This is a genomic window from Pseudoalteromonas sp. SIMBA_162 (assembly GCF_046535955.1).
GTDB classification, from domain to species: domain Bacteria; phylum Pseudomonadota; class Gammaproteobacteria; order Enterobacterales; family Alteromonadaceae; genus Pseudoalteromonas; species Pseudoalteromonas marina.
The window spans coordinates 35,251-46,666 of the sequence record NZ_JAWJBQ010000025.1 but is presented as its reverse complement, the minus strand read 5'-3'; the positions used below and the strand labels follow the sequence as shown (position 1 = coordinate 46,666).

Sequence of the window (11,416 nt, the reverse complement as noted above, 5' to 3'; positions counted from 1 at the left end):
CCCCCTTAGCTCAGTTGGTTAGAGCGACGGACTGTTAATCCGCAGGTCCCCCGTTCGAGTCGGGGAGGGGGAGCCAATTCTCAACAATTCCATAGACATTTACTACTATTTCCACTACCCTTCTACTCTAGAACTAAAACATTGAAAAAAAACTAATAAATGTTGCATTTAGTTAAATAATCAAGGACTTGATTCCTTTCCTCTGTAATATCAAAAAGATTGAAAAAATGGCTGGATTTAAAAAACTTATTTTAATACAAATAATATCTTGGTTATTGTGTGTTGCAGCAGGAAGCTACTTCATTTCAGTGGGCTTTGATAACGCGGTGAGCGAAGCACAAAAAAGTGCTCAAGTAACCGTTAGTAAGTATATAAATGAGCTGTCTATAGACGATATTTCTGCAGAAAATTTAAAAAAATCAATTGCAAACGGCAATACCTTTTCAAACTTCACGCTTAGAGATTATCAAGGCGCGGAAGTTTTCAGTGTTAATTCGTCTGAAGAGTTGCCAGCATTCGCCGAGTTTATTCAGTCTCAATTTAACTCTATACGCCCCCAATTTGCTGTCAACGATGCAGCAGATGTAAAAGTAGAATTTACGCTCAACATTCAACAACTAGCTTCGCAGCTACAAACGGCCCTCTTCATAGTAATACTTATATCTGCGGTGTTGGTGATCATTCCTATCATCTTACTTAAGTCAATTTTTTACCAGCTGAACAAAAATATCAGCACTACAGTATCTGACATCATTGATATTTATATTAACCAAAACCAAGTTGATGACGATCTACAAACTGCACTCGATGGTTCTAGTCTCAAAAAGCTGGGGAAAGATTTAGTTCCAAGCTTTAACCGGTTATCGCACTTTTTAAAGTCTAAAAGTCAAGATATACAAAATGCAGCAATGAGCATTAAACAAGAAGCCTATAAAGACGTTATCACTTCTTTAGGTAACCGAAATATGTTTGTTGAGTATTATGAAAAGCATATCGAGAACTGCGAGCAAAGTACGTTTGGCTCGTTAGCTATGGTGCGCTGTAGTGAGTTACAAGCAATTAATCAAAGCCGTGGCTACCAAAAAGGTGACGAGTACGTAAGGGGTGTTGCTGATATAATTAAACACTTGAGCGGCACTTATACTGGCAGCCAATTGTTTAGACTAAACAGCTCTGACTTTGCTGTTATTTTACCGCATACACCGCTTAAAGAAGCTGAGCGTTTTGGTGAAAACTTACAGTCCCGCTTCACTCAATATCAACAAAACCAAGAATTAAGCTCTGTGGCTAATACCGGCATTGTGGGTTACGAAAAAGGTAAACCATTAGGCGAGCTGCTTTCGGTGGTAGATAACGCGATGAGTATGGCTCAGTCTAAGCAAACTAATGCATGGCACGTACAACGCGAAACCGATTTAGTTAATAATGTAAGCGCAGGCTTTGGTAACCAAAACTGGCGTAAAGTAATAAACGAAGTTATTGAATCAAAACGCGTGCATTTAGTAATGCAAAATATTATGCCTTTGGGTAAAAGCATTAAGGCATACGCCGAGATACAGGTTAGGTTTAAAACCGAAGATAACCAAATGCTCCCTACTGCATCGTTTTTAGCCATGGCTGAAAAACTCGATATGGCAATAGAAATTGACCGCCTTATTATTGACTCATCGCTTGAAAAAGTGAAAAGCCGTAATTTATCCGAGAAATTCTTTGGCTTAAATGTAACGGCCTCAAGTGCACATAACGATCAGTTTGTAATTTGGCTAGAGCGTCGCCTATTAAAAGATACCCATATCGCATCTAAACTCGTTTTCGAAGTAAGTGAGTTTGGTTTACAACAAAATATTAAAGCCAGTAAACGCTTTATTGATATGATTCACCGAGTAGGTGCACGTATTACCGTTGAGCGATTTGGTGTCGGTTTAACATCATTCAAGTTTTTCCGTGATTTAAAACCCGATTTTATAAAAATGGATGCCAGTTACACTCGCGGTTTAGAAGACGATAAAAATAATCAATACTTTATGCGTCTAATGGTAGACCTAGCACACAGAATTGGCGTGAGTGTATTTGCCGAAGGTGTAGAGAGCCAAGAAGAAAAACACATAATAGAAACCTTGTGCTTAGATGGCGTTCAAGGCTACTACATCGAAAAGCCGAAAGATATTTAACCCCCTATTTTAAAAAAGAGCACTCGTTGCTCTTTTTTTGTTTGTGCCCTTCCCCTTTATTTAGCGCTACGGTGATCACTGCCCCCCCTCAAATTAGTATGATTAAAGTCATCATGTTAAAGAAAAAAGTATGTCTAACTCATAGGTCTATTACATCATTAATACTGTTAGTTAATTTAATAATGTTTATTTAAATGATAATCACTGCACATGTTGTTAATCAGAGCAGAAAAAAGGATAATACACGGGACTTTAAAAGCGCGAGGCTCGCATGACTGAATATGTATTGTTATTGATTGGAACCGTTCTAGTTAATAACTTTGTGTTAGTACAATTTTTAGGCTTATGTCCGTTTATGGGTGTATCAGGAAAACTTGATACAGCAATCGGCATGTCTTTAGCTACCACCTTTGTACTTACGCTTGCTTCAGTAACTAGTTACTTGGTTAATCAGTATATTTTAATCCCTTTGGATATAGAATTTTTACGCACCATGAGCTTTATTTTAGTTATTGCCGTTGTAGTGCAATTTACAGAAATGGTGGTACGTAAAACAAGCCCTACACTCTACCGTTTATTGGGTATATTTTTACCACTTATCACTACAAACTGTGCAGTACTAGGTGTTGCTTTACTTAATATAAAAGAAGACCACTCGTTTTTACAATCAGCAGTGTATGGTTTTGGTGCTGCGGTTGGCTTTTCATTAGTGCTCGTACTATTTGCAGCGCTGCGCGAACGCCTTGCTGCTGCTGATGTTCCAACACCTTTTAAAGGTGCCTCTATTGCTATGATAACCGCCGGCCTTATGTCTATGGCGTTTATGGGTTTTACCGGATTAGTGAAATTTTAATATGACCTTGTTTTATGCCTTAATTGCGCTTGGCTCACTCGCGCTGGTTTTTGGGTTAATTTTAGGCTTTGCTGCAATACGCTTTCGCGTAGAAAGTAACCCCATTGTTGAACAAATCGATACCATTTTACCGCAAACGCAATGTGGTCAATGTGGTTACCCAGGGTGTCGCCCCTATGCAGAAGCAATTGCCAATGGGGATGAAATTAATAAGTGCCCGCCTGGTGGTGAAGCCACCATGAAAAAGCTTGCTGGCCTGATGGGCGTTGATGAGAAACCCCTTGCCGGTGGAGAGCAAGCCGAGCCAATTAAAACCGTTGCATACATACGCGAAGACGAATGTATTGGCTGTACCAAATGTATTCAAGCCTGCCCTGTAGATGCCATTGTAGGTGCTACTCGCCAAATGCATACTGTTTTAATAGACGAATGCACAGGTTGTGATTTATGCGTTGAGCCCTGCCCTGTAGATTGTATTGATATGCTACCGGTTGCTGAAACAAAACAAAACTGGAAATGGCAGTTAGATGCTATTCCTGTTACACAAATAGATTAGAGGTTTGAGTGGAAAAGTTACTTGAACAAATACAAAAAGGTACTGTTTGGCAATTTCCTGGCGGCGTGCATCCTCCACAGCAAAAATCACTTTCTAACGGTGCAAATATTGCTCGCCTTCCACTACCTGACAAACTTGTAGTTGCGCTAAAACAACACATTGGCGCTAATGGTAAATTACTTGTAGAAAAAGGCCAACGCGTACTTAAAGGTCAAGCTTTAACTAAACCCGTTGCTAACTGGTCTGTACCAGTACATGCTCCTAGTTCGGGTGTTATTACAGAAATAGCGCCAAAGCCCTCGGCTCACCCGTCTGCACTGCCAGAGCTAAGTGTTGTTATTGAGCCTGATGGAAGAGACGAGTGGTGCACACTTAACCCAATAAGTGAGCCAAAAACACTAAGCCATACGCAGTTAGTTGATATAGTTCATCAAGCGGGTATCAGTGGCATGGGTGGCGCTGGTTTTCCAACTTATATCAAGGCCGATACAAAGCAAAAAATAGACTTCTTTATTGTCAATGCTGTGGAATGTGAACCCTATATAACCGCTGACGACACACTAATGCGTGAGCACGCTGCTGAAATTATCCAAGGCATCGAATTAATGCAGCAACTTTTAGACCCAACAATTTGTATTGTGGGCATAGAAGACAATAAGCCAGAAGCTATTGCTGCAATGACTAAAGCGGCTGAACATAACAACAAAATTATTGTTCAAACCGTGCCAACAGTTTATCCCTCAGGTGGCGAAAAACAACTAATAAAACTGCTGACTAATCGTGAAGTACCCAGCATGGGAATTCCTGCTGATATTGGTGTACTCATGCACAATACAGGTACCCTTTATGCTGTACAACAAGCTGTTTACGAAGGGAAACCTCTTATAGAGCGAGTGGTTACAGTAACGGGTAACACTATACACAAACCAGGTAATGTATGGGCTTTATTAGGTACAGAAATCAAACACCTGCTCGACTGCCAAGGGTTTTCGCCAGTACCACAACAACGTGTTGTAATGGGTGGCCCAATGATGGGCTTTACATTGCCCACCGTACGGATTGGTATAATTAAAACAACTAACTGTATTTTAGCCCCTGATCATAAAGAGCTTGCAGAGCCAGGACCAGAAAAAGCCTGTATACGCTGTAGTGCGTGTGCAGACGCGTGCCCGGCTTCGTTACTACCGCAACAATTACAGTGGTTTGCAAAATCTAAAGAGTACGACAAACTCCAAGAACATAACCTGTTTGATTGTATTGAATGTGGTGCCTGTGCGTATGTGTGCCCAAGCGAAATCCCACTTGTGCAATATTACCGAGTGGCTAAAGTTGAAATAAAAGAACAACAAGCTGAAAAAATAAAAGCAGATAGAGCAAAAGAACGCTTTGATGCGCGCAAAGAACGTTTAGAGCGTGAGCAAGAAGAACGTAAAAACCGTCATAAGCGCAAGGCACCAGCTAAATCTGATGATGAAAAGCAAAAAGTAGCGGATGCCCTTGCCCGTGTTAAAAACAAATCGAACGATGGCAATGAAAAGTCAGCCGTTGCTGCTGCAATAGCTCGCGCAAAAGCCAAAAAACTTGAAGGCCAAAATACAGAGATTGAGCCAGATAATAGTGAAGTCGCTAAAGAGCGAGCACTGCGCAAAGAGCAAGCTCGCAAATATAAAGAGCAAAAAGAGCTTTCTGAAGACGCTACAACCCCTGACGACAAAAAATCCGCAGTCGCTGCCGCAATTGCTCGCGCTAAAGCTAAAAAGGCAGCGCAAGCACAAGGTGCTCAAACTAATCCTGATGATGCCAATACGGCACCAGCTGATGATAAAAAATCAGCCGTGGCCGCTGCAATTGCTCGTGCTAAAGCTAAAAAGGCAGCGCAAGCTGCTCAAGCTAATACAGATGATGCCGATACAGCATCGCCTACTGATGATAAAAAAGCGGCTGTAGCCGCCGCGATTGCTCGTGCTAAAGCTAAAAAAGCAGCTAAAGCTGCTGAGCAACCAGATGAGCCAAGTCTCAACGACAAATCAACCAGTAATGTTAAATCTGAAGAGTCACAAACAGACTCTCCAGCAGATAACAAAAAGGCGGCTGTAGCTGCCGCAATTGCCCGCGCTAAAGCAAAAAAAGCAGCAAAAGAGGCACAACACACTGAGCAATCGACTGAGCCAAGTGTTGACGAGCCGCAAACCGATAATGTTAAACCTCAAAAGCCACAAACAGACTCTGTAGCAGAGAACAAAAAAGCGGCTGTAACGGCTGCTATTGCCCGTGCTAAAGCTAAAAAAGCGGCAAAAGAGGCGCAGCAAACACAAAGCGATGAAGATACTGATCAAGTGGCGATAACTGAGCCTGAAACGCCAAGTGAAGCTACCCCAGAACAAACCGCCGCCGAAAAGAAAAAAGCTGCAGTGGCCGCCGCTATTGCTCGCGCCAAAGCCAAAAAGTTACAAAAAGAAGGAAATGATCAGTCATGAAATTAACCATGGCCAGTGCGCCGCATAATCATAGCCATAAATCGCTAACACGATTAATGCTAACCGTTATTGCTGCGTGTATACCTGGACTCATTGCTCAAGTTTTCTTTTTTGGTACAGGTGTACTTATTCAACTCGTCCTTGCTTTTGTGGCTGTCACAGCTTTTGAAGCAGCAGTAATGCTAATACGTAAGCGCCCTGTTTGGCCTGCATTAAGTGACGGCAGCGCATGGTTAACCGCGGTGTTACTTGCCTTGAGTATTCCACCATTTGCACCGTGGTGGATTGTTATTATTGGTTGTTTATTTTCCATAGTGATTGTAAAGCAGCTTTATGGTGGCTTAGGTTTTAACCTATTTAACCCCGCTATGGCAGCTTATGTTTTGCTACTGGTATCGTTCCCTGTGCAAATGACTGCGTGGTTACCTGTTACAGATCTAGCAAGTAACCCTATTGGCTTTACAGAACAATTACGGCTTATTTTTACGGACTTTACCTCTACTGGTTATAGCTTAGATCAAGTACGTGCTGGTGTTGATGGCACTACAATGGCAACGCCACTAGACACTATCAAAACAGATGTAGCTCATGGTTTAACAGTGAGCGAAAGCATGCAAAAGCCTATTTTTAACGAATGGGCAGGCCAAGGTTGGATGTGGGTTAACCTTGGTTTTTTAGCTGGCGGGGTGTATTTACTAAAAGAAAAAGTAATTAACTGGCATATTCCTGTCAGTTTTATTTGTAGCTTAGCATTATGCAGTGCTATTGGTTACATAGCGGCACCGGGCACAGAGCCGGGTACTGTATTCCACTTGCTAAGTGGCGCAACTATGATGGGCGCATTTTTTATTGCAACCGACCCAGTCTCGGCCTCAACCACAAATAAAGGTCGCTTGATTTACGGCGCACTAATTGGGTTATTTGTTTATTTAATTCGTACTTTTGGTGGTTTTCCTGATGCGGTTGCCTTTGCAGTACTATTGCTAAATATTGCAGTACCACTTATTGACTACTACACACAGCCACGTACTTATGGCCATGGAGCAGTAAAATGATTGTTTCATCTATGGCAAAAAACGGCGCTATTTTAACTGCGTTTGCCCTTGTAACTACTGGGCTAGTGGCAACTATTGATGCATTAACGGCGGATAAAATTGCAGAGCAAGAGCAACTATACTTAACATCACAATTGCACGAAGTACTTGACCCTAATACCTACGACAATGACTTGTCGAAAGACTGTATCGTTATTAAAGATGAACGACTAGGACCATATAATTCGCAAGTAATTTACCGTGCACGAAAAAATAACCAACCAGTCGCCCTTGTTGTTAGGCACGTAACACCAAACGGTTACAGTGGCGATATAAAGCTTTTAACCGCCATATTACGCGATGGAACTGTAGCGGGAGTGCGAACCACTAAACACGAAGAAACACCAGGGTTAGGCGACAAAATAGAAATTAAAAAGTCATCATGGATCACCACATTCAAAGGCTTAACGGTGCACAGTGAAGACGATAACCGCTGGGCTGTGAAAAAGGATGGCGGCCAATTTGATCAGTTCACTGGGGCAACAATTACGCCTCGTGCAGTTGTAAATTCAGTTAAAAACGCCGTATTATTTGCGCAAAATGAGTTTGATACTATTTTTACAGCCCCAAATAGCCAGTGTGAAGAGGTAAGCCAATGAGTGAATTAAAAACACTGTACAAAGAGGGGATGTGGGTAAACAACCCTGCTCTTGTTCAACTTTTAGGGCTTTGTCCGTTGCTTGCTGTGACATCGACTGTTACAAACGCACTGGGCTTGGGCCTTGCAACACTTTTGGTATTAATTGGATCAAATGTAAGCGTATCTATTGTACGAAACTGGGTACCAAAAGATATACGTATTCCCGTTTTTGTAATGATCATTGCTGGGTTTGTAACCATTGTTCAATTACTAATGAACGCCTACACATTTGGACTTTATCAATCGCTGGGCATATTTATTCCACTAATTGTAACTAACTGCGCCATTATAGGCCGCGCCGAAGCGTACGCCTCAAAAAATCCAATTCATTTATCTGCCTTTGACGGATTAATGATGGGACTTGGATTTATGCTTGTACTCGTTGTACTGGGTGCAATGCGAGAACTCATTGGCCAAGGTACGTTATTTGACAGCGCCGATTTATTACTGGGTCCGTGGGCACAAAGTTTACGCATTGAAGTGTTTAGCTTTGACAATCAGTTCTTGCTTGCTATTTTACCACCTGGCGCATTTTTAGGGCTTGGGTTACTTATAGCCGCTAAAAATGTGATTGATGCACAAATAAAATCAAAACAAATTGCACCGCCAGAAGCCGAAAAAGGCCCTCGTGCACGTGTTACCAGTTTAACTTAAGGGGAAACGTACTGCTTTTTAAGTAAGTACGTTTAAGTTATATGAATAAAGAAAAACGCTACCAAATACTTACACGCTTGCGCGATAACAACCCAAACCCAGAAACGGAGCTTGAATATTCAAGCCCGTTCGAGTTACTTGTTGCTGTTACACTGTCAGCGCAAGCCACTGATGTTGGTGTTAATAAAGCAACCAGAAAACTATTCCCTGTTGCAAATACACCACAGGCTATTTTAGATATAGGCCATGATAAACTCCGTGATTATATAAAAACCATAGGCTTATTTAATTCTAAAGCTGCCAACGTTTATAAAATGTGCCAAATATTGGTAGATAAACATAACAGCATCGTACCTGAAAACCGCGAAGCCCTAGAAGCCCTACCCGGCGTAGGTCGAAAAACAGCCAATGTAGTACTCAACACCGCCTTCGGCTGGCCGACAATCGCTGTCGACACACACATCGATCGTGTATCGAACCGCACCAAGTTCGCTATGGGTAAAAACGTTGTTGAAGTGGAAAAAAAGCTCGAAAAAGTAGTGCCAAAAGAGTTCAAAGTTGATGTCCACCACTGGCTGATTCTGCATGGCCGCTACGTGTGCACTGCTCGCAAACCTAAATGCGGCAGCTGTATTATTGAAGACTTGTGTGAGTTTAAAGATAAAACAGAGTAAAAGATAAGTTTACGCATAGTGATCAACTTTTTACTTTAAAACAGTTGTAGGACATTCGCTTGCGTGAACTTTTATTGAGAATGAAACATTAAACATGGACGTGCATAAAATATAATTAATGCACATTTACAAAGTATTAATTTCACAAGTGCTAATGCATTGGTTATGCTACTGAGTATTATAAGATTTTATTACGAAAACCCCTATGTTGCCTTTACTGCGTATATTATTAATTGAGCAAGACCAAGCCACTTTGAAAGAGTTGTCTACAAATCTCTCTAAAGCGATACCAAATTTTGAGCGAGACGATATCCATATCGATATTCTTGAGCGTTTTACGCTTAAAGATGCGATAACAAGTGTTGAAGAAGATGGTGATATTCAGGCTGTTGTACTTAGTTGGGATTTACAAAACAAGGTTGGCGAGAGAACGTATAGCCGCTTTATTGAGCAGTTAAAAGCCATTCGATTAGAGCTTCCAGTTTATGTAATTGGCGATGATACTAAAGGACTGGAAATAGTCAACGAGTCAGAAGAAATTGAATCGTTTTTCTTTAAAGACGAGGTTATTTCTGACCCCGAAGCTATTTTAGGCTATATGATCAACGACTTTGACGACCGTTCAGAAACCCCGTTTTGGACTGCGTATCGCCGTTATGTTGGCGAGTCGAACGATTCATGGCACACACCGGGCCATAGTGGTGGCTCTAGCTTTAGAAACTCGCCTTATATTAAAGACTTCTATCAGTTTTATGGCCGCAATGTGTTTGTTGGCGATCTGTCGGTATCTGTCGATTCGTTAGGCTCTTTATCTGATAGCACCAATACCATTGGGCGTGCTCAAGAATCTGCAGCTGCAACGTTTGAGGTAAAGCATACCTACTTTGTTACTAACGGGTCTTCTACTTCAAATAAAATTATTTTACAAACCCTGTTACGTAAGGGGGATAAGGTCATTATTGACCGTAATTGTCATAAATCTGTTCATTATGGCATTTTGCAATCAGCCAGTTTACCCATTTATTTATCGAGTATATTAAACCCTAAATATGGTATTTTTGCGCCACCTTCGTTAGCCGATATAAAACAAACAATAGAGCAAAATACCGATGCAAAACTACTGGTGCTTACCGGTTGTACTTACGATGGTTTATTAAGCGATTTAAAACAAGTTGTGGATTTTGCCCATCAACACGGCATTAAAGTATTCATTGACGAAGCCTGGTTTGCTTACTCTTTGTTTCACCCGAGCCTGCGTTACTACTCAGCCATTCATGCTGGAGCCGATTATGTCACTCATTCAGCACATAAAGTGGTATCGGCGTTTTCACAGGCGTCTTATATTCATGTGAATGATCCAGACTTCGATGCAGATTTTTTTAGAGAAATTTACAGTATTTACGCCAGTACATCGCCCAAGTATCAGCTTATTGCCTCGCTTGACGTATGCCAAAAACAATTGGAAATGGAAGGCTATAAATTACTTAATGCCTTGTTAAACCATGTCGACGAATTTAAACAACAAATGGCATCGTTGAAATACATTAAAGTGCTGGGTAAAGACGATTTTATGGAAATATTTCCACACTTTAGTGAAGATAATATGGGTCACGATCCACTAAAAATCCTTATCGATATTAGTGAATTACCCTACTCATTAAAAGACATTCATAAGTTTTTATTAGATGAAATTGGCCTAGAAATAGAAAAATACACTCACAGTACAATTTTGGTATTATTAACGCTTGGTGGTACTCGTTCAAAGATTATTCGTTTATACAATGCATTAAAAAAACTTGATAGTGGGAGAGTAAAACTAGCCAAATCAACAAGGCGCTCTCGCTTGCCAGAAAGCTTACCAGCCATCGATTTAGCGTGTATTCCAGGCGATGCTTTTTATGGCGAACGCGAGTCGGTGCCTATTGCTAAAAGCAATAATCGTATTTGTGCTGGTTTAGTTACCCCCTATCCTCCAGGTATACCGTTATTAGTTCCAGGGCAACACATCACTGAAGAACATATCGAATACTTAAAAGAGCTTGCCGGTCAAGGGTTAACTATTCAAGGTAGCTTTGATGGTGAAATTTATGTTCTAAAAGGTAAAATAGAAAAATAACCAGTATTTTACCCATTCACTTAATTAAGTGAGCTATTTTGAGGCTGGAAAAACGTGTTGATAGCTAGGCAAAAATATCACTATTTAGTTGATCTAAATGAACATTTTGTAACGCAGGTAGCGACATGTTTAGCCTCGAAAAATGATTAAGTATTATTGCGGATTAGTATTACATACAATA

General features: G+C 41.0%; 9 protein-coding genes. All 9 read left to right on the top strand.

Annotation, left to right across the window (positions count from 1 at the left end):
• Positions 1–227 precede the first annotated feature (227 nt).
• The 9 genes from R0J88_RS16115 (at position 228) to R0J88_RS16075 (ending at position 11,235) form a co-directional block, all read left to right on the top strand.
• The gene (locus R0J88_RS16115; RefSeq protein ID WP_276754996.1) at positions 228–2,171 is read left to right on the top strand and encodes an EAL domain-containing protein; all 1,944 of its coding nucleotides are present in this window, start codon (positions 228–230) and stop codon (positions 2,169–2,171) included.
• A 271-nt stretch (positions 2,172–2,442) separates the two neighbouring features.
• Positions 2,443–3,024: an electron transport complex subunit RsxA gene (gene rsxA, locus R0J88_RS16110; protein ID WP_008134172.1), complete on the top strand. Its 582-nt coding sequence runs from the start codon at positions 2,443–2,445 to the stop codon at positions 3,022–3,024.
• 1 nt (position 3,025) lies between these two features.
• Positions 3,026–3,580: an electron transport complex subunit RsxB gene (gene rsxB, locus R0J88_RS16105; RefSeq protein ID WP_006794774.1), complete on the top strand. Its 555-nt coding sequence runs from the start codon at positions 3,026–3,028 to the stop codon at positions 3,578–3,580.
• 8 nt (positions 3,581–3,588) lie between these two features.
• On the top strand, positions 3,589–6,057 hold the full coding sequence (rsxC, locus tag R0J88_RS16100) for an electron transport complex subunit RsxC (protein ID WP_410900436.1): 2,469 nt from the start codon (positions 3,589–3,591) through the stop codon (positions 6,055–6,057).
• Entirely contained in the window at positions 6,054–7,112 is a 1,059-nt protein-coding gene (gene rsxD, locus R0J88_RS16095; protein ID WP_410900435.1) for an electron transport complex subunit RsxD, read from the top strand. Before rsxC ends, rsxD begins: the two co-directional genes overlap by 4 nt.
• The gene (rsxG, locus tag R0J88_RS16090) at positions 7,109–7,750 is read left to right on the top strand and encodes an electron transport complex subunit RsxG (RefSeq protein WP_410900434.1); all 642 of its coding nucleotides are present in this window, start codon (positions 7,109–7,111) and stop codon (positions 7,748–7,750) included. Before rsxD ends, rsxG begins: the two co-directional genes overlap by 4 nt.
• Positions 7,747–8,445: an electron transport complex subunit E gene (locus R0J88_RS16085; RefSeq protein ID WP_008131414.1), complete on the top strand. Its 699-nt coding sequence runs from the start codon at positions 7,747–7,749 to the stop codon at positions 8,443–8,445. Before rsxG ends, R0J88_RS16085 begins: the two co-directional genes overlap by 4 nt.
• 41 nt (positions 8,446–8,486) lie before the next feature.
• Positions 8,487–9,119: an endonuclease III gene (gene nth, locus R0J88_RS16080; protein WP_410900433.1), complete on the top strand. Its 633-nt coding sequence runs from the start codon at positions 8,487–8,489 to the stop codon at positions 9,117–9,119.
• A 205-nt stretch (positions 9,120–9,324) separates the two neighbouring features.
• Complete coding sequence (locus R0J88_RS16075; RefSeq protein WP_008131420.1) at positions 9,325–11,235, top strand: aminotransferase class V-fold PLP-dependent enzyme; 1,911 nt, start codon at positions 9,325–9,327, stop codon at positions 11,233–11,235.
• The last annotated feature ends 181 nt before the right edge of the window (positions 11,236–11,416 follow it).